The sequence below is a fragment of the Klebsiella sp. K5-204 genome (assembly GCF_030128585.1).
Classification (GTDB): Bacteria; Pseudomonadota; Gammaproteobacteria; order Enterobacterales; family Enterobacteriaceae; genus Klebsiella; species Klebsiella quasipneumoniae.
Genome location: NZ_JAKUZS010000003.1, coordinates 530261 through 554812 on the forward strand (window position 1 = coordinate 530261; position 24552 = coordinate 554812).

The 24552-nt window shown below is 57.6% G+C and carries 21 protein-coding genes and 1 pseudogene; 10 read left to right on the forward strand and 12 right to left on the reverse strand.

Annotated elements, in window-relative coordinates:
• Positions 1–12: 12 nt before the first annotated feature.
• Complete coding sequence (locus MKR05_RS11285; protein WP_238875117.1) at positions 13–1107, reverse strand: LLM class flavin-dependent oxidoreductase; 1095 nt, start codon at positions 1105–1107, stop codon at positions 13–15.
• 202 nt (positions 1108–1309) lie between these two features.
• Here MKR05_RS11285 and MKR05_RS11290 point away from each other — a divergent pair, with 202 nt between their 5' ends.
• Positions 1310–1954: a TetR/AcrR family transcriptional regulator gene (locus MKR05_RS11290; protein WP_012967405.1), complete on the forward strand. Its 645-nt coding sequence runs from the start codon at positions 1310–1312 to the stop codon at positions 1952–1954.
• Between the two features lie 11 nt (positions 1955–1965).
• Here MKR05_RS11290 and MKR05_RS11295 read toward each other — a convergent pair whose 3' ends face one another.
• The 3 genes from MKR05_RS11295 to MKR05_RS11305 all read right to left on the reverse strand — a co-directional run bounded on the left by MKR05_RS11295 (position 1966) and on the right by MKR05_RS11305 (position 6566).
• Positions 1966–3213, reverse strand: a complete 1248-nt coding sequence (locus tag MKR05_RS11295; RefSeq protein WP_023290709.1) for an MFS transporter — start codon at positions 3211–3213, stop codon at positions 1966–1968.
• Between the two features lie 268 nt (positions 3214–3481).
• Positions 3482–4981, reverse strand: coding sequence for a GMC oxidoreductase (locus MKR05_RS11300; protein ID WP_284118213.1), 1500 nt, complete (start codon positions 4979–4981; stop codon positions 3482–3484).
• A gap of 127 nt (positions 4982–5108) precedes the next feature.
• Positions 5109–6566: an MFS transporter gene (locus MKR05_RS11305; protein WP_064155072.1), complete on the reverse strand. Its 1458-nt coding sequence runs from the start codon at positions 6564–6566 to the stop codon at positions 5109–5111.
• 220 nt (positions 6567–6786) lie between these two features.
• Between MKR05_RS11305 and MKR05_RS11310 the strand changes: the two genes are divergently transcribed.
• The 4 genes from MKR05_RS11310 (at position 6787) to MKR05_RS11325 (ending at position 9750) form a co-directional block, all read left to right on the forward strand.
• Positions 6787–7560 (forward strand): TIM barrel protein, encoded by a 774-nt coding sequence (locus tag MKR05_RS11310; RefSeq protein ID WP_023290706.1) that lies wholly within the window; start codon positions 6787–6789, stop codon positions 7558–7560.
• Positions 7561–7580: 20 nt separating this feature from the next.
• Positions 7581–8594 carry a sugar phosphate isomerase/epimerase gene (locus MKR05_RS11315; protein WP_023290705.1) on the forward strand — a complete coding sequence of 338 codons (1014 nt, stop codon included), beginning with the start codon at positions 7581–7583 and terminating at the stop codon, positions 8592–8594.
• An 11-nt stretch (positions 8595–8605) separates the two neighbouring features.
• Complete coding sequence (locus tag MKR05_RS11320; RefSeq protein ID WP_023290704.1) at positions 8606–8998, forward strand: DUF6379 domain-containing protein; 393 nt, start codon at positions 8606–8608, stop codon at positions 8996–8998.
• Between the two features lie 272 nt (positions 8999–9270).
• Complete coding sequence (locus MKR05_RS11325) at positions 9271–9750, forward strand: Rrf2 family transcriptional regulator (RefSeq protein ID WP_049013852.1); 480 nt, start codon at positions 9271–9273, stop codon at positions 9748–9750.
• Between the two features lie 64 nt (positions 9751–9814).
• On the opposite strand, the gene oqxB is transcribed toward MKR05_RS11325, so the two are convergent.
• Entirely contained in the window at positions 9815–12967 is a 3153-nt protein-coding gene (oqxB, locus tag MKR05_RS11330) for a multidrug efflux RND transporter permease subunit OqxB (protein ID WP_238875113.1), read from the reverse strand.
• Between the two features lie 23 nt (positions 12968–12990).
• Complete coding sequence (gene oqxA / locus MKR05_RS11335) at positions 12991–14166, reverse strand: multidrug efflux RND transporter periplasmic adaptor subunit OqxA (RefSeq protein ID WP_044524416.1); 1176 nt, start codon at positions 14164–14166, stop codon at positions 12991–12993.
• 333 nt (positions 14167–14499) lie between these two features.
• Between oqxA and MKR05_RS11340 the strand changes: the two genes are divergently transcribed.
• Positions 14500–14853, forward strand: a complete 354-nt coding sequence (locus tag MKR05_RS11340; protein WP_032429203.1) for a helix-turn-helix domain-containing protein — start codon at positions 14500–14502, stop codon at positions 14851–14853.
• A gap of 19 nt (positions 14854–14872) precedes the next feature.
• On the opposite strand, the gene MKR05_RS11345 is transcribed toward MKR05_RS11340, so the two are convergent.
• Positions 14873–15445, reverse strand: coding sequence for a flavin reductase family protein (locus tag MKR05_RS11345; protein ID WP_044524415.1), 573 nt, complete (start codon positions 15443–15445; stop codon positions 14873–14875).
• A gap of 211 nt (positions 15446–15656) precedes the next feature.
• Here MKR05_RS11345 and MKR05_RS11350 point away from each other — a divergent pair, with 211 nt between their 5' ends.
• Positions 15657–16541, forward strand: a complete 885-nt coding sequence (locus tag MKR05_RS11350) for a LysR family transcriptional regulator (protein WP_023290699.1) — start codon at positions 15657–15659, stop codon at positions 16539–16541.
• A 120-nt stretch (positions 16542–16661) separates the two neighbouring features.
• The gene (locus MKR05_RS11355) at positions 16662–17462 is read left to right on the forward strand and encodes a hypothetical protein (protein ID WP_065812300.1); all 801 of its coding nucleotides are present in this window, start codon (positions 16662–16664) and stop codon (positions 17460–17462) included.
• Positions 17463–17604: 142 nt separating this feature from the next.
• Here MKR05_RS11355 and MKR05_RS11360 read toward each other — a convergent pair whose 3' ends face one another.
• The 5 genes and pseudogenes from MKR05_RS11360 to MKR05_RS11380 form a co-directional block, all read right to left on the reverse strand.
• Entirely contained in the window at positions 17605–17967 is a 363-nt protein-coding gene (locus MKR05_RS11360) for a cupin domain-containing protein (RefSeq protein ID WP_023290697.1), read from the reverse strand.
• 448 nt (positions 17968–18415) lie between these two features.
• Complete coding sequence (locus tag MKR05_RS11365; RefSeq protein WP_048298702.1) at positions 18416–18982, reverse strand: helix-turn-helix domain-containing protein; 567 nt, start codon at positions 18980–18982, stop codon at positions 18416–18418.
• Between the two features lie 401 nt (positions 18983–19383).
• Entirely contained in the window at positions 19384–20124 is a 741-nt protein-coding gene (locus MKR05_RS11370) for an SDR family oxidoreductase (protein WP_023290695.1), read from the reverse strand.
• Between the two features lie 119 nt (positions 20125–20243).
• A pseudogene (locus MKR05_RS11375) lies at positions 20244–20363 on the reverse strand (integrase arm-type DNA-binding domain-containing protein); the annotation flags it as partial.
• A gap of 424 nt (positions 20364–20787) precedes the next feature.
• Positions 20788–22041: an enolase C-terminal domain-like protein gene (locus tag MKR05_RS11380; protein ID WP_048325396.1), complete on the reverse strand. Its 1254-nt coding sequence runs from the start codon at positions 22039–22041 to the stop codon at positions 20788–20790.
• A gap of 337 nt (positions 22042–22378) precedes the next feature.
• Here MKR05_RS11380 and MKR05_RS11385 point away from each other — a divergent pair, with 337 nt between their 5' ends.
• Together MKR05_RS11385 and MKR05_RS11390 are read left to right on the forward strand one after the other, a co-directional pair.
• On the forward strand, positions 22379–23146 hold the full coding sequence (locus tag MKR05_RS11385) for an SDR family oxidoreductase (protein ID WP_049013856.1): 768 nt from the start codon (positions 22379–22381) through the stop codon (positions 23144–23146).
• 56 nt (positions 23147–23202) lie between these two features.
• Positions 23203–24489, forward strand: coding sequence for an MFS transporter (locus MKR05_RS11390; protein ID WP_075206799.1), 1287 nt, complete (start codon positions 23203–23205; stop codon positions 24487–24489).
• The last annotated feature ends 63 nt before the right edge of the window (positions 24490–24552 follow it).

The following is a 24552-nucleotide window of genomic DNA, read 5'->3' on the forward strand; positions in this document are numbered from 1 at the left end:
CTCCCGGTCGGATTAGCGAAAGCGCGGCAGGATCTGGTCCGCAAACAACGAGATCGACTGCTGGCTCAGGCGCAGGCGCGCCTCGGTCAGCGGGCCGTTGGTGAAGCCGAGCAGCACGTTGCCGATGCCCAGCTGCTGATGGCGTTCCAGCTCCTCGGCGACGGTCTCCGGGCTGCCGTACAGGCACCAGGTTTTGATCCACTCTTCGCTGAAACAGTCCGGATGGCGGTGCAGCGTAACGCCGCTGAACTCTTCCGCCCGCTTGTTGTACTCATATTCCCGGTCGATGGCCTGCTGGTACCAGCCCATGATCTGCAGCATCTCTTCGCGGGCCTGCTCGTCGGTGGGGGCGATATGGACGCACTGCCAGGTGTGGGTGGTCCACGAGAGGCAGTGGTTCACCACCTCGTCGCTATGGCCGGCGTTGAGCAGGGCATCGCGGTAGCGGGTGAAATAGTGGGTCAGCTGGCCAAACGGATCGTTGCTGGCCGGGATCGGCGGAGTAAACGCGGGAATAAAGGCCGGCCAGCCGTTATCGGCGGCGCGCTGCATGCTGGTTTCACGCAGCGCCACCGGCATAATGCGGTTGAACGGTTTTTGCCAGGGGGCAGGAACGATGCGCTGGACTACCGCGCCCTTATAGTGGCCGGTTTCGAAAATGATCGGATCGTCTTCAATATTTTTCTCCCACAGCCGCTGGACCAGATCGAGGTTCTCCTGCAGCAGGCTGGAGGCGTCCTTGTAGTTCACGCCAAAGCCGATCATCTCTTCCGGCGTGGTGCCGCTGCCGATGCCCACCAGCAGGCGGCCTTCGGTGAGTTGATCCAGCAGGTTAACGCGCTCGGCGAAGCGCACCGGGTGGTGCAGCGGGACGGTGGTCACCGACATGCCGAAGTGGATCTTTTTCAGCTGGCCGGCCAGGTAGGCGGCGAAGACAAACGGATCGCTGGACATCGGCGCATAGCCGGTGAAGTGATGGTCTGGCATAAAGACCGCATCGAAGCCGCGATCTTCGGCCTGGCGCGCATGATCGATCAGCGACTGCATGACAAAACGATCCTGCTCGGGGGCGGTGGAACGGCCGACGAGGAAAACAGAGAAACGCATAGCAACTCCTGGGTTGTGTGGTGGTTGTTATTATTAAATAGAACTAGAATTATGATTCTAGTTGTTTATCAAAGAATGAAAATGACCGCCATCACACTTTTGCCACATCGCCGACGGGGGAGTCGGGTGGGCAATTTGCAGCGTGGTCGCTAACTGCAATACACTGCGGGGGTTTTCTATGGATAAAGAGGTGAGAACTGCGATGACCGATCTTCCCGCGATGCGCCAGCCGAAACAGGACCGGAGCCGGGTGGCGCTGGAGCGGCTGATGGCCGCCAGCCGTGAAATCCTGCATGAAGGCACCTTTGAGCTGCTGACCATTGCTGAAATCAGTAAACGCTCGGGCGTTTCTGTCGGCTCGATCTATGCCCGCTTCGGCGGCAAAGAAGATCTGTTTATCGCCGTCATGATGGAGGTGATGCAGGAGCTGGACGCCGAATGGCAGCAGCTGATCCAGCAGCTGCACGCGCGCAATCTGCCGCTGCGCCAGCGGCTTCCGGCGCTGATGGATGTTCAGGCGGAGTATCTGCGTCGCCATGCCGGGATCCTGCGGCCGTTTATGGCGCGGGCGGATGATGAGCGCGTGGCGGGGATTGGTAAAGCCGCTTACCAGAAAAACGAGCAGACCTTTATCGACCAGCTGCTCGACGCCGCGGCGGAGATCCGCCACCCGGAGCCAGAGCAGGCCGCCCGCTTCTGCTTTACGGTTTCGTATGCCGCGCTGGCGCGCTTCCTCGGCCTGGGGTCGGCGGCAGAAGCCGCCGGCGAGGGCGACTGGGAACAGCTCAAACGCCATCTGGGCATGATGTGTCTGAGCTATCTGGTTACCCCCGTCGAGGCGGGCTAAGCCGCGGGATTTTACTTCGCTAACTGCCAGGCGCTGGCCTGCTTGTGCTGACGCAGGCGCTGGCTATGGCGGGAGAAGGTATAAAGAAATATCGCGGCGGCCAGCACCAGCGCCGCGATGCCGAGCGTCAGGAAGGCGCTCAGCACATCGTTCCCGGCCCGCAGGCGGATCGCGCCGACGATAATTGGGCTGACGAACATGCCCGCGAAGAAGGCCCCGGACCAGGCGCCCATCGCCCGGCCGCAGTAGGCGGGCGGAATCAACGATCCTACCCAGTAAATCATCGCATTAATCGCCATGCCGGCACCCAGCTGCTGGATGGCGGAGCCGATCCCCATGGCGATCAGCGTCCGCGATTCGCCCACCACCAGCATTCCGATCCCCATCAGGCAGAGCATGATGGCGAGCACGCGCTCCGGCGTATAGCGGCGGGAGACCAGACCGAACAGCAGCGAACCGACCGGCACGGCGAGGCTGACCAGCGACATAATCAGGCCGATACGCTGCGGGCTGGCGTTTTGCAGGGTATGAAAGGCGTTGGCGCCGTTGATGGTGTACACGTAATAAATGATGGCGCAGACAAAGGTGAGCACGCTGAGGGCGATCACTCGCGGCCACGGAAACGGATTATGCTGCGCCGCCTGGGCGGCGTGCTGCGGACGGGCCGCCTGAGCGGGTTCGAACATCCAGAAGTACATCGCCAGAAACAGCAGGATGGCGACAAAGTAGATCATAAAGGCGCCGTTCCAGCGCAGGGCGGTCAGATAGCCGGAGCTGGCCAGCACCAGTACCGCCAGCGCCGGGCCAATCACCCCCTGCACCGTCAGCCAGAAGCGGCGCTGTTTGTCGTCAAAGTAATCGATCAGCATGGTGTTGGCGATGGTCAATACCACCGCCTCCGCCAGCCCGACGCCGAGGCGGCTGCAAAAGATGCCGGTCAGGGAGGTGATGTACAGCGGCATTGTGCCGCAGATGCCATACAGCAGCGTGGCGCTGAGCAGCAGTTTGCGGCGGCCAAATTTATCCGCCAGCCAGCCGGTGCAGGGCCCGGCGATGGCGATCACCAGACCGGGCGCGGTGAGCATCAGCGGCACCAGGGTTTCGACATAAGGCACGCCGGCGAAGTGCTGGATCAGCGTCGGGACCGCCGGCGCCAGGGAAACGATCGCCAGGATGGGCAGAAAGGCGGTCAGGGCGATGATGATGCCCTGGATCGCGCCGGCTTGCGGCGCGTGGGGCGGATTCAGACTATGGCTCACGACGTTCTCCTTTTATCGCGCGGGTCGCCTGTCGTTGGCGGCGGCGCGGTTTTTTAGTATGCAGGTCAGGGATACAGGTGGCGGCGGGAATAGCCGCGGATTTAAGAGTAGGAGCAGGAACGGCGCGGGGAAAAATTGTGATTACGTATGTGATCCATCACAAACAAAAATACCATTTGTTTTATGTGGTTATTGCGGCAATAAAAAGGCGACCGGTGTCGCCTTTCGCGGGGAGCGGTGCCGCTTGTGCCCCGGTGAGCCAGAGGCGCTACAGCAGCCGCGCCACGATATCGTCAGCGGCGAGGATCGCCAGCGCGACGCTGGTCAGCGTCGGGTTGCAGGCGGTTGAGGTGGTGATCGCCCCGTTGCCGCCGACGTACAGATTGTGAAAACCCCAGACCCGCGAGCGGCGGTCGGCCACGCTGTTGCCGTCGTTCGCTTCTCCCAGGCGACAGGTTCCCTGGTAATGCAGCGAGGTGCCCGCCGGCAGGATCATGGCCTCCCCGCCGGGCGCCACGCGGCCCAGCGCGGCGCCGACGCGTTCAGTCACTGCCACCGCCTGCTGTAAACGGCGGCGATCGCCGTCGGTTAACTGATAGTTCAGCTGCATTTTCGGCAGTCCTACGGCGTCGGTTTCATCACTGAAGACGATCCGATCCTCCTCGCGCAGCTCCTTGGCGAGGAACAGCCCCAGGCCCACCACCGGCTTCGCCGGGGTACCCGACGGCTGGGCAAAGGCGATCGGCGAAGTATCCATCTGCATCAGTTGACCGTGGAACGGAAAATCGGGCTCATGGAACGGCAGCCAGGTGACGCCGGAGACATTGTCCCGTCCGTCGCGCACCGGGGAGGTCGGCGCGACGGCGGCCGGCGGGGCGTCCACTTCAATCAGGGCGATCACCTGCGGCTGATCGTTGAGCCAGCGCCCCAGCGCCCGCGGACGGATGCCCGAGGCGTACAGCAGCTGCGGCGTACGCAGCGCATCGGCGGCGACCACTACCGCTTTGGCCGTCACTACATACTGTTCGCCGGTACGCAGATCGCGCAGCTCCGCCCCGCGGGCGACGCCGTCCTCGCTGAGGATCCGCGTGCACAGGGTGGCGGTGCGGATCTCCACCCCGCGCTGGCGGCGGGTCTCTTCCTCCGCCAGCTCGCCGAGCACCGCGTCGACGCCGGACCAGCGCGGCTTGCCCTCCGGCGTCGCGGCGCAGGCCAGCGGCATAGGCTGCGCCAGCCGCGCCGGCGGACGGTCGCTGGCGAAGTGCTGATTAAGGGCATCGACGATTTGCCGGCCGATGGCGGTGGCCGGAAATCCTTCGCGGGTCACCTGCAGATAATGCTCTGCCGACTCCCAGGCGTCGGCCATCTCCCGGGGATCGAGAAAGGGAATGACTTCGCTGCCACCCGGTCGCGGACAGGCGCAGGTCCAGTGGACGCCCATGCCGCCGAGGTTAGTGGAGAGCGCGGCGGCCGGCATGCCGCTGTGGGGCGCCGCCGGGTCGAGAAGGTGGGTGCCGGGCCGCGCCTGCAGGGCGTCTGCCGGCAGGTTTTCCGGCAGGGCGGCCAGCGGAAACGCCCGGGCGCGGTCGTAGGCCGTTTCCCGCTGCGCTGGCGCCAGGTTGCGGATATTAACCCCGGTGGCGGGCGTCAGCGCTTCGCCGGCTTCCACCACCAGGATCCGCGCGGCGCGGCAGTCGGCAATCCGCCGCGCGAAAGCGGCGCCTACCGGGCCGCTGCCAATAATCAGTACATCGATGTTCTCATCCATATCAGTCCTTGCCTTTGTTGTTCTCCGGGCGCATGCCCGTTGCAGGTGTACAGAAAATAGGTACTACAGCTTTGTGCGTCCTGATAAATGGTTCCTCATGATAGCAGCCATTGCCGGACGCGATAGGTCATGGCTTCCCTGGCGGGGGAAGCACCGAGACGGGCAGCAGGCGGCTGAGGGCGGCAATCGCCAGCAGGATCAGGGCGCCAAGGGTCAGCAGGGTGATAAACGCCCCGCGCCAGGCGTCCGGCGCGGAGGCGCTTTGCGCCAGATAGAAACCGCCAAGGGTCGCCATGCCAAGGGCGGCGCCAAACTGCTGGCCGGTGCGAAATAATCCCGACGCCGCGCCGGCATGGGCCACCGGGATCGCCGCCATGGCAAAGGCCGGCAGCGGGGCGGAGATAAGCCCCATCCCACAGCCGCACAGGCCGAACCCGAGACCCAGCGCGGTCAGCGGCAGCGTCCCCGGCGCCGCGGCGATCCCGTAGCCCATCAGCAGCAGGCCGCTCATCTGTACGGCCACCCCGACCAGCGTCACGTTACGCCCAAGACGAGGCGATAGCCGGCGGCCGGCGACGGCGATGGAAAACATCGCCCCGAGGGCGAAGGGGATGTGCAGCAGGGCGGTATGGAACGGGCTGAAGCCTAGCCCGTTCTGCAGCACCAGCGCGGTGGCCAGCAGCAGCGAGGCGGTGGTCAGCTGATAGAGCAGGGTGATGACGATCCCGGCGCGAAAGAAGCGGTCGCGCAGCACCGCGGGGGGTAACAACAGCGTGCCGCCCCGGCGTTCACGGCCCAGCAGATGTCGCCAGAGAAGGGCCACCGTGATGAGCGACAGCAGCGGCGGCAGCGCCATCCATAGCGGCCAGCGCAGGGCGGGGCCTTCGATCAGGGTGAGCAGCAGCGCGCCGCCGCCCACCACCGCCAGCAGGGTACCCAGCGGATCGATACCTTTGGCCGCCGGGCTGCGCACCGCCGGCAGCGCCCGCCAGGCCAGTATCACGGCGACGACGATCACCGGCACGTTGATCAAAAAGATCGGCCGCCAGCTGAGGCCGAACAGATTGCTTTCGATGATGATCCCGCCGAGCACCGGGCCGAGGATCCCGGCGGCGCCGCCGAGCAGGCCGAAAATACTCATCACCCGGAAACGTTCGTGCGGGCGATACAGAACCTGCATCAGGGAGAGGATTTGCGGGCCCATCATCGCCCCGCTGGCCCCCTGCGCAATACGCATCGCCACCAGCATCTCCGGGCTGGCGGCCAGCCCGCAGCCGGCCGACGCAGCGCCAAACGCCAGCAGTCCGCTGATAAACAGCCGCCGGTAGCCATACAGATCGCCGAGCCGACCGCCGGTGAGCAGCAGAATGGAGAAAAAGAACAGGTAGCCGGTGACCACCCATTCAATTTGCCGCGGGCTGGCGAGCAGATCCCGCTGTACCACCGGGATGGCGACATTAATGATCGAGACGTCGATGATCTCCAACACCAGCGCTATCGAAACCACCAGCGTGGCCAGCGTGCGCTGCCGCTCGCTGGTATAGGGAGGCGCCTGAACCGCGGCCGCCGAAGCGTTATTGAGCATGATGTACCTTCAGATTTGGTTAAAAACTTGTTAAATAATGTTGACAATTTATAGCAACCAGAGATTAGAATTAGAGCACTCATTCTGGTTATGCCGCGTCAGATCCTGCTGTTGACCGCGAAGCCAGAAGGGAAGGCGTCACACTGCCGCTCCGAAACAGAATAAGAATTCTTATTCTAATTTTGTTTGTTTTGATCTGGCAAGTAGAGAAGGGGGTCGGATGTATTTGTCCGCATGTATTGAATGGCTGTTTCGTGAAGAGTATCCCGATTTCAGCGATCGGGTCCGGGCGGCGAAAGCGCAGGGATTCAGCCACGTTGAGTTTCATCTCTGGCGTGATAAACCGCTGGCGGCGCTGGCGCAGGCGCTGGAGGAGACCGGCGTGAGGCTGTCGAGCTTCGTGGTGGAGCCCCGGCGCAGCCTGGTGGATCCGGCGGAGCATGAGCAGTTTCTGGCGGCAGTGAGCGACAGCCTTGCGGCCTCGCGCCAGCTGGGGTCGCCGCCGCTGGTGGTGGCCTCCGGCTTCAGCCGCGAAGGGGTGGCGATCGCCGAACAGCAGGCGCAGGCGATCCACATCCTGCGCCAGGCGGCGACGCTGGCGGAAGCCGCCGGGGTCACTCTGCTGCTGGAGCCGCTCAACACCCGCATCGATCATCCGGGGATGTTCTTAAACGACACCCGGCTAGCGCTGGACATTATCGAGGCGGTCAACAGCCCGCGGCTGCAGCTGCTGTTTGACGTCTATCACTCGATGGTGATGGAAGAGGAGATGGAGGAGGTGCTCGGCGGCAGAATGCACCGGGTGGGACACGTGCAGATAGCGCAGGCGCCGGAACGTAACGAACCGGATCCGCGCAGCGGCGAGTGGCCAGAAGTGATCGCCCGGCTGCAACGCCTGGGCTACAACGGGGCCATTGGCCTGGAGTATAAACCGTCGCTGCCCGCAGCGGCCTCGGTGGCCCGCGCCCGCGAAGCGACCGGCTTATCCTGTTAACCAACTTACCTGGTACTTTTATGACTCAGAAAATAAAACGCGGCGTCAGTCTGTACAGCTTTCAGAATGAGACCTATCTCGGCAAGATGTCCCTCGATCAGGCGATCGGTCACTGCGCGGCGTTCGGCGCCCGCGGCATTGAAGTCGTCGGCGAACAGACCTTCGCCGGCTGGCCGGAGTGCGGCATGCCGGAAGCGGCGATCGCCGACTGGCACCGTCTGATGCAGCGCCATGACACGGTGCCGGTGTGCCATGACTTTATGCTCGACTATAAACGCTATAAAGACCGGCCGATGCCGTTTGACGAGCAGGTGCGCAGCGTGCAAAACGACATCGATTTTGCCGCCCGGCTGGGCATGCGCTTTATCCGCTCTCTGGTTTCCGTGGCGCCGGAGGTGCTGGTGGCGGCGGCGCCTTATGCGGAAGACAAAGGGATCACCATTCTGCTGGAGGTGCACGCCCCGCTGCATTTCGACCATCCGTGGATTATTCGCCATGCCGAAGCCTATGAAAAAGCCAACACCCGGGCGCTGGGCTTCCTGCCGGATATGGGGATGTTTTTAGCCCGCTTCCCGCGGGTGTGGAAAGAGCGCTTTATTCGTAACGGTTGCCCGCAGGCGGCGGCGGATTTTATCGAGAAAGCCTATGAGGAGCGGACGCTCAGCGAATACGTGATCCTGGATGTGATGCAAAAATGGGGGCCGGGCCCGCAGCTGGCGATGGCGGAAACGCTGCGCCACAACGCGGCGTTCGAGCCGAAGCGGATGCTCGATTTTATGCCGCGGATCCACAACATTCATGCCAAATTCTATGAGATGACCGACGAGATAAGCGAGTGGTCAATTCCCTACGATGAGATCTTCCGCGTACTGCAGAAGGGCGGCTATGAGGGGTATGTGTGCTCCGAGTATGAAGGCAACCGCTGGGTGGAAGATGCGCAGGAGGTGGACAGCCTGGAGCAGGTCCGCCGCCAGCAGCTGATGTTCTGTCGCCTGTTAGATGAAACCCCACCCCCGGCGCTGCTGGGTCAGTAAGGAGCATTATCATGTTTGATCAGCATATTATCTGCCGCGAAGGTTTCGGCAACGTCACCCGCGACGGGGAAGTTATCGGCGTGCGCTTTTTGGCCCGTCTGCCTTACTACCGCGGTCTGGGTTTGTCGATGGTGGAAGATATCGCCGTGACCCTCAACGGCGAAGCCATCCCGCGGCAGGCGATCCGCCTGGCGCTGCGCGGCCGGGAGTGGACGCTCGACGAGCTGGAGAGCGTCTACGACGACCGGTGGAACTTCGGTGAAAAGGCGACCATCACGGTGCTCAAACCCGGCGGCCTGCCGGCCGGCTGGCATCGCCTGAAGGTGGCCGAGAGGCTGCGGATCTCCTATCTGCCGTTTGTGCCGGTGACCACCTTTGAAACCGAGCTGGAGTTAACGGCGTAACCTCCCGCAGGATCCGCTGCCGTTATGGCAGCGGATTTCTATACCACGGGGCAGCCACCGGGGAGCGCTGAGGAGATTGCCGTCCAGTCAAACCGCTTCGGAAGAGCGCGGTTTCTCAGCCCGCCTGTGCAGACGAAATAGGAAAATTTACTTCGCAGGCTAACCGCAGATTGCTTCAAAAAAATTCCCGTATTTGTTATATTGTTGTTCATTGATTACTCACCTCTGCGGTGCCAAAAAGAACAAGATTCACCGCAACCCAGGACAATACCATGTTAGATTACCGCTTCCCGACAGCTTTGCAGATGGTTCTCAGCGTAGCAATGGCGGAGCAGATGGGTGAACGTTCGACGAGTGCGATTCTGGCCTACGGCCTGGAAGCCAACCCGAGCTTTATCCGCAAATTAATGGTTCCGCTCACCCGTGACGGCATCATTGTCTCCACGCTTGGCCGCAACGGCTCTATTCATCTTGGCCGCCCGGCGGACAAAATCACTCTGCGTGATATCTATCTTTCCGTTATCGAAGATAAAAAACTGTGGGCGTCGCGCCCTGACGTCCCGGCCCGCTGCGTGGTCAGCGCCAACGCCTGCTGGTACTTCAAATCGGTCGCTGACGAAGCGGAGCAGGCTTCGCTGAACGTCCTCGCTCGCCATACCGTGGCCAGCGCGCTGGAGGTGCTTAAAAACGCCGATACCAGCGGCTGCGACCCGGTACCGGAAATGATCGCCCGCTTTAAAAAAGCGCATTAATCCCGGTCCTGACGAAAAAAAACCGCCTTCAGCTTGAAGACGGTTTTTTGTTATTTGCCGCAGGCTAGGCGGGCAGATCTTCCTGGACCGGCTTACTGCGGGTCACCATTTTCCGTAGCGTCACGTAAAACACCGGCGTCAGGAACAGACCGAACAGCGTCACCCCCAGCATCCCGGAGAACACCGTGATCCCGGTGACGCCGCGGACTTCCGCCCCTGCGCCGTGGCCGAGGATCAGCGGAATGGTCCCGGCGATAAAGGCGATGGAGGTCATGACAATCGGGCGCAGTCGCAGGCGGCACGCCTCCAGCGCGGCTTCCATGATGCCTTTGCCCTGAATCTCCAGCTCGCGGGCAAACTCGACGATCAGAATGGCGTTTTTACAGGCCAGGCCCATCAGGACCACCAGCCCCACCTGCACGAAGACGTTGTTATCGCCCCCGGTCAGCCAGACGCCAAACAGCGCGGAGAGCATCGTCATCGGCACGATAAGGATCACCGCCAGCGGCAGGGTCCAGCTTTCATACAGCGCCGCCAGCACGAGGAACGCCAGCAGCACCGCCACCGGGAAGACGATCAGCGCCGTATTGCCCTGGGTGGCCTGCTGGAAGCTCAGATCCGTCCACTCAATATTCATCCCATTCGGCAACACCTGTTTAGCCATGGCATCCAGCAGCGTCATCGCCTGCGAGGAGGAGAGGACGCGCGGATCGGCATCGCCAATCAGGTCCGCCGCCGGATAACCGTTGTAGCGGATCACTGGATCCGGCCCGTAGGTGGTACTGATATTCACCATACTGCCGATCGGCACCATTTCGCCCTGATTATTGCGGGTGCGCAGATTGGCGATATCTTCCACGCTCTCGCGGTACGGCCCGTCAGCCTGGGCCATCACGCGCCAGGTACGCCCGAACTGGTTAAAGTCATTGACATAAGACGAGCCGAGATAGGTCTGCAGCGTGCCGAACAGATCGGTCAGCGATACCCCCTGCGCTTTCGCCTTATCGCGATCGACCTGGACATCCAGCTGCGGCACGTTAGCCTGGTAGGTCGAGATCGGGAAGTGCATCCCCGGCGTCTGCATAATCGTCCCGGACATGGCATTCACCGCGCTTTGCAGCGCGCCATAGCCCAGCCCACCGCGATCCTGGATGTACAGGGAGTAGCCGGAGCCCTGACCCAGTCCTAAAATCGGCGGCGGCAGGATGGAGAAGCCAAATCCCTGCTGGATTTGCGCGATTTTGGCGTTGATCTCCGCGTTAATTTCCGCCGCCGAGTGTTTGCGCTGGTCGAACGGTTTCAGGCCAAAAAAGACCGTCCCGGTATTCGGCGTGTTGGTGAACTGCAGCGCGTTAAGACCGGGGAAGGCGACCGCATAATCGACCCCTTCGGTATTCATCCCGATCTCGCTCATTTTGCGGATCACCGCATCGGTGCGCGCCAGCGACGAACCTTCCGGCATCTTCACGCCGCCAATCAGGTACAGCTTGTCCTGGGTGGGAATAAACCCGCCGGGGACGACTTTAAACATCACCCCTGCGGCGCAGAGCAGCAGCAGGTACACCACAAACACCGCGCCACGGCGGCCGAGAGTTTTACTCACCAGCCCCTGATAGCCGTTCGAACTGCGCAGGAAAAAGCGGTTAAACGGACGGAAAATCCAGCCGAACAGACGATCGATCAGCCGGGTAGGGAGGTCTTTTTTCGCGCCGTGCGGCTTTAACAGCAGGGCCGCCAGCGCCGGGGAGAGCGTCAGCGAGTTGATGGCCGAGATCACCGTGGAGATGGCGATGGTCACCGCAAACTGCTTGTAGAACTGACCGGTCACGCCCGAGAGAAACGCCATCGGCACGAACACCGCGCACAGCACCAGCGCAATAGCGATAATCGGCCCGGAGACCTCTCGCATCGCCTGATGCGCCGCGGCGAGCGGCGCAAGCCCCTCTTCGATATTGCGCTCGACGTTTTCCACCACCACGATGGCGTCATCCACCACGATACCAATCGCCAGTACCAGCCCGAACAGGCTCAGGGTATTCAGCGAGAAGCCCAGCAGATAGAGAATGCTGAAGGTACCGACCACCGATACCGGCACCGCGATCAGCGGGATAATCGACGCGCGCCAGGTCTGCAGGAACAGGATCACCACCAGCACCACCAGCACCACCGCCTCCAGCAGCGTCTGCACCACCGCGCGGATGGAGTCGCGCACGAACACCGTTGGGTCGTACGGCGCCGCCCATTTCATATCTTCCGGGAAGCGGGTGGCCAGCTCGGCCATTTTGGCGCGCACGGCGTTCGACAAATCGATGGCGTTAGCCCCCGGGGACTGGAAGATACCGATCCCGACCGCGTCCTTGTTGTTGAGCTGGGAGCGCAGCGCATAGCTACCGGAACCCATCTCGATGCGCGCCACGTCGCGCAGGCGGACCAGCGAGCCGTCCTGCGCTGTTTTCAGAATGATATTGCCAAACTCTTCTTCGGTATGCAGACGGCCCTGGGCGTTAATCGAGATCAGGAAGTCGCTCTCCTGCGGCAGCGGCTCGGCGCCAAGCTGCCCGGCGGAGACCTGGACGTTTTGCTCCTGCATCGCGGTGACCACGTCCGAGGCGGTCAGCCCGCGCGCCGCCACCTTATTGGGATCCAACCAGACGCGCATCGCATATTCGCCGGAACCAAATATCTGGATCTGGCCGACGCCGGGCAGGCGCGCCAGCTCATCCTTCACCTTCAGCGTGGCGTAGTTGCGCATATACAGCGAGTCGTACTTACCGTTTGGCGAAAACAGATGCACCACCAGGGTCAGCGTCGGGGACTGTTTCTGGGTGGTGATCCCCAGACGGCGCACATCCTCCGGCAGACGCGCCTCCGCCTGCGCGACCCGGTTCTGCACCTGAACCTGCGCCTGATCCGGGTCGGTACCCGGGCGGAAGGTCACGGTGGTCACCAGCACGCCGTCGGAGCCGGCGACCGATTTCATGTACATCATGTTTTCAACGCCGTTGATCGCTTCCTCCAGCGGCGTCGCCACGGTCTCGGCAATCACTTTCGGGTTGGCGCCGGGATACTCCGCGCGCACCTGCACGCTGGGGGGCACGACGTCAGGATATTCGCTCACCGGCAGCAGCGGGATGGCGATTAACCCGGTGATAAAAATTAAAATCGACAGCACCGCGGCGAAAATTGGCCTGTCGATAAAAAAGCGGGAAAAGTCCATGTCTTGGATTCTCTGATTAGGGATCAGTTGAGGGCGGCGCTGGGGGTCATGGCAACGGTTTTGGCGTTAACCGGCATACCCGGCATAAACACTTTTTGTAAGCCGTCGACGATGACGCTATCCCCAGGCTTCAGACCCTGCTTCACGACACGTAAACCGTCGGCCAGCCGCCCCGGCGTGATATCACGTCGCTGCGCTTTGCCATCTTTATCAACGATATAGACATATTTACGATCCTGATCGGTGAGCACCGCTTTGTCGTCGATAAGCGTAGCCTGGAACGCCGCGCTGCCCGGCAGACGCACGCGGGCAAACAGACCCGGCGTGAACAGCCGCTGCGAGTTATCCAGCAGGGCGCGCATGCGGATGGTGCCGGTGCTCGGCGTTAACTGATTATCGAGAAAATCCACTTTGCCCTGATGGGGGTAGCCCTCCTCGCCAACCAGGCCAATCTCCACCGGGAGCGCCTGATTATCGCTGGACGCGCCTTGCCCGCGGCGGGCGAGATTTTGATAGTGGAGGTAGGTTGACTCGTCGACGTCAAAGTAGACGTACACCGTCTTCTGCGAGACCAGGGTGGTGAGCACGCTGGCGGTGTCGCCCGCCGTGACCAGGTTGCCGCTGGTGATCAGCGCGCGGCTGGCGCGGCCGTCGATAGGGGCGGTCACTTTGGTGAAGTCGAGGTTAAGCTGCGCGGCATCCACCGCCGCCTGCGCGGCGCGAATATCGGCCTGCGCCTGTACCGCGGCTGACCGGCGCTGCTCCCACTCTTCACGGGAGACGAGGTTGGTATGGACTAATTTATCGGTGCGGTTCGCCTCGCTTTGCGCCAGGCTGGCCTGCGTTTTGGCTCTCGCCAGCGTCGCCTGCGCCTGCTCCAGCGCGGCGCGATAGGTTCTGTCGTCTATCGTGAACAGCACCTGGCCCTTTTTCACCTCCTGGCCGTCGGTGTAATTCACTTTATCAATATATCCCGAGACGCGGGGGCGGAGCTGAACGCTCTCCACCGCTTCAATGCGACCGTTGAAACTATCCCACTGACTGATCGACTTTACCAACACCTTAGCGGCGCTGACGGCAGGCGCGGGCGGCGCGGCGTTTTGTGCGACGCTGTCGTCGCAGCCGACGAGCAGAAAGGAGAGCATCATCGCGCCGAGCGCGGTCAGGTGAATGTTTCCCCAGGTTTTTTGCAGGCTCATTATTTTTATTCCAGTCATTGTAGCCGCCGGGCAAGACGCAGCCTGAGAGGCTGCGCTACTTCCTTTGTCCGGGCTGGCTTAAGGCCATTTGTGTCGATCATCGCCACAAAATTGTAACAATCTCGAATACACTATCGCGGCGATTGTAGGAAGGCGCTTAACTAAGTGCAAGAATAATTGTTGCACTTTATGTGCGATCCTCACCGGAGAAAAAAGGCGCGATCCTGGCAGGGTTTTAAATGCAACAATAAAACTTGCATTTTGTGTAAAACCAGGCCACCTTTTAATGCAACTGCTAAAGATGCTTTTAACCGGCCGCGAGGGGGAAATATGATGAACACTGGCGCCATCATTCAGGATCTGATCGACTGGATCGACAACCATCTTGATAGCCGTCTGGATATTGATACCGTTGCCCGGCGAGCCGGCTATTCGAAGTGGCACCTGCAGCGGATCTTCAAAGAACATACCGGGCACCCCCTCGGGGAGTATATCCGGGCGCAAAAGCTGCAAAAATCGGTCGAACGCTTAGCCCACAGCAACGAGCCGATCCTCAACGTGGCGATCGCCCTCGGCTTTGACTCCCAGCAGTCTTTCAACCGCAGCTTCAAGCGCCAGTTTGGCCAGGCGCCCGGCGTCTGGCGCCGGAGTATCAGCCGCTCTGCCGCGCAGACATCTCGTCAGTGATGCTCATGACCGGGGAGGGTCAGTCCTTACCCGGTCCATGATCGAATTTGCTGCCTTTGCCGATGGCATAGAACTGCCCGCCTGCGACATAGTGAACGGTCCGTAGTTCGTCCGGCGCATCATCAAAGATCCAGTGTCCGTTGCGGAATACCCGGTCATCGCTCCAGGCGGCGACGATGTCGCCCATAAACAGATTGTGCTGTTGCTGGATGTCCGGGTAAGGCATCACTTTGCACACCAGCCAGCCCGCGCAGCCGGCGACAAGGGGGAGATCGAACCCCGGCTGATAAAAGAAGGGGATGGTGTCGTTTTTATCCGGCGCGTCGGCATAGCTGCGCCCGCCAGCGTAGAGGACGGTTGCCATCTGGCTGACTACGGGGATCTGCACGACGAAATAGCCGCTCTTTTCCACCAGCTGACGAGTGAAGGCCTGGGGGCCGATATAGGCCACCACTTTTCGCTCGCCTGCCAGCCCAACCCAGGCGGCTGACATGACATTTTCGACGCCATCATATTTTGCGGAAATCATGGTGGTGGACCCGACCTGCAATAAACGATACGCCTTACGTAATTCGACAGGCTGAACGGACATTATTTTTCCTTTATGCGTGTTATTTAACGTGGTGATTCTCTGGATATTTATTGAGGGCATGGTCATTTTTGGCCCCTCACGCGATATCCACAGCGCAACGATACGTCAGGCGATTAAGCGCAAAAAGATGCGTAAATTGTTTTCATTATTCATAATCAACGAATAATCATGCCGCCTGTCGGTAGGCTGCTCGCTACAGGGGAGAAAGAAGGTGGATCGTATCCAGGCTATGCAGATGTTTATGCGCGTCGCGGAGGCAGGGAGCTTCGTGCGTGCCGCGGAAACCCTTTCCCTGCCGGCCTCCACTGTCACCAGTACCATTAAAAACCTTGAGAAATACCTGAAGGTGCGACTGCTGAACCGGACCACAAGGCGGGTGAGCCTGACTCCGGAAGGGATGCAGTATCTGGCGCAGTGCCGGGAAATTCTCGCCCTCATCGAACATAGCGAATCCAGCCTGAGCGAGTCTGTCGCGCGGCCTCAGGGGCGCCTGCGGGTTGATATGCCCGCGGGCATCGCGCATTTCATCGTCATGCCCCATCTGCAAGACTTTTACCGACGTTACCCTGATATCTACCTGATGATCGGGGTCAGCGATCGGCAGGTCGATCTCATTCAGGAAGGCGTCGACTGCGTGATACGCACGGGAGAGCTGAACAACTCCAGCCTGGTGGCCCGGCCTCTGGGCCGCTTTCGCTGGGTCACCTGCGGGTCACCGGACTATCTCAGGGAATATGGCGTGCCGCCATCACCGGAGGCGCTCTCTCAGCACCGCGCCGTGCATTATTTCTCCGGCCAGGCGAGGCGGGCCGATGAGTTCCGCTTCCTTCGCCACGGCGAGACTTTTTCTGTACCCGTCAGCGGCACCGCCGCGGTGAATGAAACGGGGCTTTATATAAAAATGTGCCTGGCAGGATTTGGGCTGGCGCAGCTGGCGGAGAATATCGTGGCTGACCACCTGCGGGAGGGGAGGCTGGTGGAAGTGCTGGCGGACTGGCAGCCGCCCCCGGTACCCGTCACGTTGCTCTATCCGCACCAGCGCTTTCTCTCTCCCGCCGTGCGGGCGTTTGCTGAGTGGATGAGCGAGGTGGTTTGAGGGGAGTATCGTTTCGGGAGCCCCTCATGGGAGCGCAGGGCTCCTGCAGAAATATCTGGTCTGCCGATCAATCACTCGATATTCTGTAATGCTTTGTCTTTTTTGTGAACAGGAAAAAGTATGTTTAATACGCTCCCCGATTTACACAGAAGTTTTGCAGAGCAACTGAAGCTTAAATTACAGTCTGACCCGCGGATCCACGCCCTTCTCGCCGGCGGATCGTTTATCCATGGCGGGTTTGATCAATACTCCGATCTCGATTTCGTGGTGGTGGTCGACCCTCTCTATTATGACGAAATCATGGCTCAGCGTATGGCGTTCGCCGGAACCCTCGGCCATCTGCTACATGCTTTCACCGGGGAACACGTCGGCGAGCCCCGGCTGCTGATCTGTCTGTTTGGCCCGCAACTTCTGCATGTCGATCTCAAATTTATCACCCTGGACATGCTCACTCAGCGCGTTGAGGAGCCTGCCGTGCTATTTACCCGTGATAGCGATGCTCTCAAGCGCCAGCTGGCAAAATTTAGCGCTTACTGGCCGAACATGACGCCGGAGTGGTTTGAGTCCCGAGCCTGGATCTGGCTGCATTATGCCGGGGTTAAACTGGGCAGGGGCGAACTCTTCGAAGCGCTGGGGATGCTGTCCTTCTTCCGCGAACAAGTGCTGGGACCGATGCTGTTCCGTCGCGCCAATCTACCGCAACGCGGGGTTCGCCGAATAGAAGCCCTCGGCATTGATCCCGATGGCCTGCTGACTTCCACTCTGGCAACGCACGATCGTCACTCTGTCGGGATTGCCATCCGAAGGGCTGCCGACGCTTATGTCAATCTGCGGGCTGATGCGCTGCCTGACAATATTGCAGACGATGCGGCGCGGTGGGCGGTCTTTGCCATGCTGGACGCCTATTCTGACAGGGAGTAAATCTATTCCTCCGGCCGCTGACGCGGCCGGAGTATGAAAGGGGGGCGCGAGATGTCGTGGGGGTCTTATCCTGAGAGGGGGGTCGGGTAACCGGTAACGCTAAAACTTCCCCTGGCCCGGTTTATTCCGCACCGCCAGACGATTAGAGTTTATCCAGTTCACGCACCGTACGTTCATTGACGATATTACCCGTATTCAGGGTCGATTTTGGCTCCAGTAAAACGACGCAGCACTCTTCGGTTAACGCTTCAGGACAATGCTCAGTTCCTTTCGGCACAATAATAAACTCACCGGCATCAAGAATGATATCGCCTGTTCTTAAGCCCATTCGCAAGCGGCCGCTGACCACAAGAAAAAGCTCGTCCTCCTGTTCATGATGATGCCAGTCAAATTTTCCGGATAATTTAGCCAGTTTGACATATTCGTTATTCATTTCGCCGACAATTTTCGGGCTCCAGTAATCACTGAACAGAGCAAAACTGTCTTTTAAATTAACTTTACGCATTCATCTTCTCCGTCACACATATTTAATGCGGGTGGGTTGATTTCGTCATAAAAAAGAGCAGGCATTGGGCCGCACGGCGCACAGCCGGGTTAGGCGATATTGATCGCTAATAAAAAGACGCCAGGATCATCAGGAAAGTGACCGTATTATGGCCAGCTTTCCGGCTATTACGCCTGCTTTGCTTTGTGGGAAAATACAGCGCAAGCAGGCCGGCTCTGCTGTTCGAAATAACAATACAGTTAACCCGCAAACTGAACAACGGGTTTCCCGATGACGGGGGAAGATATTTATCAGTTCGCAATCAATCGCCTGAATTTAATTAATTTTATTTTTAAAATAATTTTCCCTCAGGCATTCAGCGGACCGTTTTTGTTTCTTTAAGTGAACAGATGCCCGAAACGCCGGCGCCATATCTCAGGTCTCCAGGTCCGATAATGGCGCGGCGGAGTTAACCGGGCTCGAGGTGAGTCATTACCACCGTCGCGCTAACCGCCGTTTCCGTTGCGCTGTACGTGTGCGCAATCTCTGCAGAGAAGGCATAAAAATCCCCGGGCTCCAGGGTGATGACTTCATACTGGCTCAAGCGCAGGCGCAGAGTTCCGCTGTGTACCAGAATATGTTCATGCGCCCCCTCTGAATGTCCGGGGCTGTGGATGGTGACCCGCGGTTCCATTTGCAGCAACCATATCTCGGAGGTATTGCCGGGGCCGATGCGGAATTTCATCATTTGCGAATAATCGCCCGGCACAGGGCGATATTTTTCAAAGCGGGGATACATCCTGCTACCGCTTAGCAAATCGCCGACCGGTAAACGTAACGCGGTGGCGATAGCGTCCAGCGTATCAACTCGGGGACTGGAAGATCCTGATTCCAGCTTGGATAACGCTCCCTTTGAAACCCCTGACAATTTAGACAGATCGTTTAACGAAATCCCCCGGGACTGCCGTAGTCGTCTTATTTTACTGCCGATATTTAATGACAACGCAGCTGGTTTATCGCGTTCTGAATCTGCCATTATTGCCTCCCTCCCCGAGTGAGTCCTTCTCATCCGAATAAACGCCCCGCCCAGTTGAGATTGCGGTAGGGACATAACACTGCTGTCGCTGGCCTGATATATCATCGCTGCATCAACAGTCAGTGATTCTTCACGCGCCCGCCATGCCTGAATACCACGTTTATCCTTTCAAATGAATCATTTTGGTGTTTCCCGGTTTGATGGGCAGTCTGGGTAACGGGAGATATTGCACATTGAATCTGTTCGTTGCGTTCGGATGTTGCCGGGCTGTTTTAAGCGAAAAATGGACGATTCTGGAGTAACGGATTGTTTATTGATGTAAGCAGGGGCCGTTATTTTCCCCACTTCTACAGTGGGGGTTTGAGGATCTGTATCAGGAAATGATGCCGGTGTTGCCATATCTAGTAATGCACCAGCCCGCCATCTACCGCGTACTGACTGCCGGTGACATAGGATGCATCATCAGAAAGCAGGAAAAGTGCGACAGCAGATGCTTCTTCCGCGGTTCCTGCCCGGCCGAGGGGGACCTGGCTGACAACAAAATCTTCAAACTGCTGACGCGACTCTTCCGGCATGAAATGTCTAAAGTTCGTTTCGATCGGACCCGGTACCAGCGTATTGGCGCGAATCCCCCGCACAGCCAGCGCAGAGGCCCAGCTTTTAACCATTGCGACAACTGCGCCTTTCGTTGCTGCATAGAGGCTGGTCATTGCCGCACCTTCATATACAGATGAAGATGAGGTGACAAGAACAGATGCGCCTGAATTGAGGGATCCAGAAAGAGCGGCAAGCTGCAGCATCGGGCCGCGGACGTTAGCATTCATCATGCGGTTAAAAGCATCCGCTGTCACCGATTCCGGAGCACCTACTTCTGCGAAGCCAGCATTAAGCCATAGTCCGTCGAGTGAACCCCAGTCGCTTATCGCTGCCTGAAGAACGCTTATATCTGCTTCGCTGGCTGCATCGTTTTTCAGAATGAGAGATGATTCAGGCAGTAGACTACGGGCGCGCTTCAACCTTTCATCATTGAGGCCCGTAATGGCAACATTGCCGCCCTCACTAACAATGCGCAGTGCGCCTGCAAACCCCATACCGCTGGTACCGCCAGTGATAAGGATGCGTTTACCTTGAAATCTGCCCATGATTCGCCTTTCTTTGTCTTTAGAACCATCACGTACCTGACGAAGATAACCATCAGTCGCATCTGTTACATCACGCCATGGTGAGATTATGGCTGCAGCGTTAGCATTTGGCACCAAGCGGGGTGGGGTCCAATGCTGATGGTGGCCCTTTTTTTCAGCGCCGGGGGAGTGTATTTGAAGAACCAGATCTTTCTGCCGAATGGCTTAATCAACAACGCCAGCCCGTCGCCATCGCGTAGTCGCTACCCGGTATTGGCTTGTTATTTCAATGGGTTAGACATGTTTTTGCACCATGATTTTTTACGTTATGGCATCGTGGTGCAAAACAAGCATAGATGATGCTCGAGATTGATACAGAGAATATGACCGCACAGGTAACAAAAAAGCCCGCAGGGCTTGCGCCGTGCGGGCCTTCAGGACTTCATCGGATGACTCTGGTAATCACCGATGGGCTGGCAGCGGCGTAATTAGTGCAGGAGTAGATCAATTCTGTTGGGGATGTTTATAGGTTGCTTAGAAGGGAAGGCGCAAAAAGAGTGGTGACGGTATTGATAGGGAAAGGCGTATTTATGCGTTGGATTTTTATGGTGATTCGTCGGACTCATTATTGTGAGTGGCTAGCTGTAATAAAGACCCGGCAAATTTAAGCCGGGTCTTTATTATTTACGGTCTTGAAGCCGTGCCGTCAGGTGTGCGCGCCATTGTCCAGGAAGGGATCCCCCCCTCGCACGGGTATTTCGCCGCCTCGGCTTCATCAATGTCGATACCCAAGCCAGGCTTATCGTTCAGGTAGGCATAGCCGAGGTCAATCTCCGGGCAACCCGGGAAGACATCACGCAGCGCGTCGTTCATGGGCGTGTATTCCTGAATGCCGAAGTTCGGTGAACTCAGATCCAGATGCATATTGGCGCAGACCCCGACTGGTGAAATATCACCAGGACCGTGCCACGCGGTACGCACGCCGTTCAGTTCGCTATAGACAGCGAGTTTCTTCGCCGGCGTGATACCGCCGATGGTGCTCACATGACAACGAATGTAGTCGATCAGTTTGTTGTCGATGAGTGGTTTCCACTCATTAACATTGACAAACAGTTCGCCCATGGATATTGGCGTGGAAGACTGCTGGCGCAGCATTTTCAACCAGTCGATATTTTCCGGCGCGACTGGGTCTTCGAGATAAAACAATTGATATTGTTCCAGTGTCTTTGCAAGGTTAATGGCGGCCACCGGGGTGACGCGCTCATGGACATCATGAATAAATTCGATGCCAAAACCGAGCTTGTTACGCAGGTGGTCGAACAGACGCGGAACGCTTTTGGCGTAGGCATCCGGGTCAAAGTAGATGCCAGGCGTTTTGCTGCGCGGTGAACGTTTCGGCTGAATGTTCTTCGCACGTGCCAGCTGCGTGGCGATCAGTTTGAGGTCATCGGTCCCCGCACCACCATACATTCCCATCTGGCAGCGAACGTACTGGTAGCCTTCTTCCATTCTGGCGCGGATGTTATCTTCCACTTCAACTTCATCGCCACCGTCAGTGTGACAGTACAATGGGATCCCATCACGGCATTTGCCGCCCAGCAGATCATAAACCGGCATCCCCGCCAGCTTACCTTTGATATCCCACAGCGCCATGTCCACGCCCGACAATGCATTGTTCATGATCGGGCCATTGCGCCAGTAACCGCTCACCGCGCCTGACTGCCAGATGTCCTCAATACGGGTCGGATCTTTGCCAATCAGAAAAGGCGCCATGTACTCATCGATCGCGTTTTTTACCGCGAAGATACGCTGCGTAAAGGTCGCGCATCCCAGCCCATACAGCCCCGGCTCATTGGTTTCTATCTTAACGACCGCCAAATCAATGCCGCCCGGCGCCGTCAGAATCGTTTTCACATTGGTGATTTTCAGGTTACTCACTTTCTCTCCTCAACTCAGCGAATTTACCGCATGTCATACCGTTGTGGATGACATGGTGCATATTTGTAAGTTGTCCTACAACTTGGTGCTGTTATATCACGCTTCTTTTACAAAGGATCGCTTAGAGTGCCATTCTGTGATAGCGATCAAATTGCGTTCAATGAAAATTGAATAAACACTTATAATTCAATTTGTTAATCGTAATAATATGATCGCGAAGTTGAGCTGTTTGTGATCCTTGTTGCAAATTCATAGGTAAACTGTTGATTTTATCAGGACGAAAATTCAACCTTAAAAAAGACAGTCGTCATACAAATTAAACGAATGAGGAAACAACATGAACGCTTTATTTGATTTAACCGGGAAAACGGCGCTGGTGACGGGTTCTGCACGCGGACTGGGCTTTGCCTACGCTGAGGGCCTTGCCGCTGCAGGCGCACGGGTCATCCTGAATGATATTCGCGACACACTGCTGGCCGAATCCGTGGATACACTGACAAGCAAGGGTTACGACGCACAAGGCGTGGCTTTTGACGTCACCGATGAACAGGCGATTGAGGCGGCTTTTAGCAAACTCGATGCAGAAGGGATCAGTGTGGATATCCTGATCAATAACGCCGGTATTCAGTACCGTAAACCGATGGTCGAACTGGAGCTGGAAAAGTGGCAGAAGGTGATCGACACTAACCTGACCAGCGCATTTCTGGTGTCCCGCGCGGCGGCAAAACGGATGATGGCCCGCAACAGTGGCGGCAAAATCATAAATATTGGCTCGCTTACCAGCCAGGCTGCACGACCGACCGTTGCCCCGTACACGGCGGCAAAAGGCGGTATCAAAATGCTTACCTGCTCGATGGCCGCAGAATGGGCGCAGTTTAATATCCAGACCAACGCCATTGGGCCGGGCTACATTCTGACGGATATGAACACTGCACTTATCGAAGACAAACAGTTCGACGCCTGGGTGAAAAGCAGCAACCCCTCTCAGCGCTGGGGTCGTCCGGATGAGCTTATCGGCACGGCCGTCTTCTTATCATCCAGAGCATCCGATTATATCAACGGGCAGATTATTTACGTCGATGGTGGCTGGCTCGCCGTGCTGTAATTAATATTTTTTACTATCCTTTTTTTTGCCCAGCAGTAAATACACGGGAAAAAATTATGATTCATAGTATGCAAAAAAAATTAGCTCCGATTCGCTGGAAGAAACTGATTCCACTGGCTTTCATTACCTATAGCCTTGCCTATCTCGATCGTGCCAATTACGGATTTGGTGCTGCTGCCGGTCTGGCTGAAGATCTTAATATCACGCCAGGGATTTCCTCATTATTAGGTGCGTTGTTTTTCCTGGGATATTTTTTCTTTCAGGTGCCTGGCGGGATTTACGCTGAAAAAAGAAGTGCTAAACAACTTATTTTTTGGAGTTTAATTCTTTGGGGGATATTAGCCACGGCAACCGGTATGGTTCATGATGTTAAAACCCTGGCAGTCATCAGATTCTTGCTTGGTGTTGCCGAGAGTGTGGTAATGCCCGCTATGCTTGTTTTCTTAAGTCATTGGTTCACCAAGAAAGAAAGGTCCAAAGCCAATACATTCCTTTTTCTGGGTAACCCCATCACGGTACTCTGGATGTCGGTATTATCAGGGTATCTCGTGGATGCTTTTGGCTGGCGTGGTATGTTTATTATCGAAGGCGTACCTGCGATTATCTGGGCAATTATCTGGTGGGTGATATTTGTTGACCGACCTAAAGATGCAACATGGTTAACAGCGCAAGAAAAAGAAGATATTGAAGCAGCGTTGGCAGCAGAACAAACCAATATTAAAGAAATAAAAAACTACACTGAAGCATTTCGCTCCGGTAAAGTTTTGTCCCTTTCATTTATTCATTTTTTCTGGAATATTGGGATGTATGGTTTCATCATGTGGTTACCCTCTATTTTGAAATCGGCTTCTGGGCTGGGCATAGTCGCAACAGGTTGGCTATCAGCAGCACCCTATTTATTAGCCGTTCCACTGATGCTAGCTGCGTCATGGTATTCAGATAAATTTCTTAACCGTAAAATTATTGTTCTGTTGTTTTTAGGACTTGGTGCTATCTGCTTTATTGGATCGTTTACCATTGGAGCATCAAACTTCTGGCTCTCATATGTTCTGCTGATGATTGCTGGCGGCGCGATGTATACCCCTTATGGACCATTCTTTGCGGCCATTCCAGATATGATCCCGCGTAATGTTGTGGCTGGCGCGATGGCATTTATCGTGAGTTTTGGCGCGTTGGGGTCATTTGTAGGTTCTTGGATAGTGGGTTATCTGAATGGTATAACTGGCGGCCCAGGTGCTTCTTATGCCTTTATGGGAATCTCACTGGTGCTGGCAGTGCTGCTCACCTCCCTTACTTCGTTTAGTAGTAAAGAATCCAGGCAAGCGAAAGCACAAACTTGCTAAGTTAGGGCGCCTTTCGGGGCGCTTTAATTTTAAAAATGTTATATTGTATAGAGTTCCTGAACA